This is a genomic window from Mycobacterium sp. Soil_C_30 (assembly GCF_057656995.1).
The window spans coordinates 1-736 of the sequence record NZ_JBDGJH010000055.1 but is presented as its reverse complement, the minus strand read 5'-3'; the positions used below and the strand labels follow the sequence as shown (position 1 = coordinate 736).

General features: G+C 62.6%; 2 pseudogenes. Both read left to right on the top strand.

The features are described from left to right. Positions 1-288: pseudogene (locus AC3A6P_RS36085) on the top strand (acetaldehyde dehydrogenase (acetylating)); the annotation flags it as partial. Then, positions 285-736: pseudogene (locus AC3A6P_RS36080) on the top strand (4-hydroxy-2-oxovalerate aldolase); the annotation flags it as partial. The pseudogenes AC3A6P_RS36085 and AC3A6P_RS36080, both read left to right, overlap by 4 nt.

Genomic DNA, 736 nt, shown 5'->3' with positions numbered 1-736 from the left:
CCCGAAGACGCCGACCGTGATGCCATCGCGGCGTCCATCCGGGACGTGGTGGCCGAGGTGCAGACGTATGTGCCCGGTTACCGGTTGCTCAACGAGCCGCAGTTCGACGATCCGTCGATGAACTCCGGCGGGCATGCGGTGGTCACCATCTTCATCGAAGTCGAAGGTGCCGGTGACTACCTGCCGCCGTATGCCGGCAACCTCGACATCATGACCGCCGCGGCCACCAAGGTGGGCGAGGAGATCGCCAAGGAAGTACTGGCAGCCACGACAGGAGGCCACGCATGAGTACCAACGAGATCTATTTCGACCCGATGTGGGATATCCGGATGACCGACACGTCGCTGCGCGACGGGTCGCATCACAAGCGGCACCAGTTCACCACCGACGAGGTCGGTGCCATTGTCGCGGCACTGGACAGTGCCGGCGTTCCTGTTATAGAGGTCACCCACGGTGATGGGCTGGGCGGGTCCAGCTTCAACTACGGGTTCTCCAAGACCCCGGAGCAGGAACTGATCAAACTGGCGGCCGAGACGGCCAAGGAATCGAAGATCGCGTTCCTGATGCTGCCCGGGGTGGGCACCAAAGAAGACATCAAAGAGGCCCAGAACAACGGTGGTTCCATCTGCCGCATCGCCACCCACTGCACCGAAGCCGACGTCTCGATCCAGCATTTCGGGCTGGCCCGCGAGCTGGGCCTGGAGACGGTCGGGTTCCTGATGATGAGCCACACCAT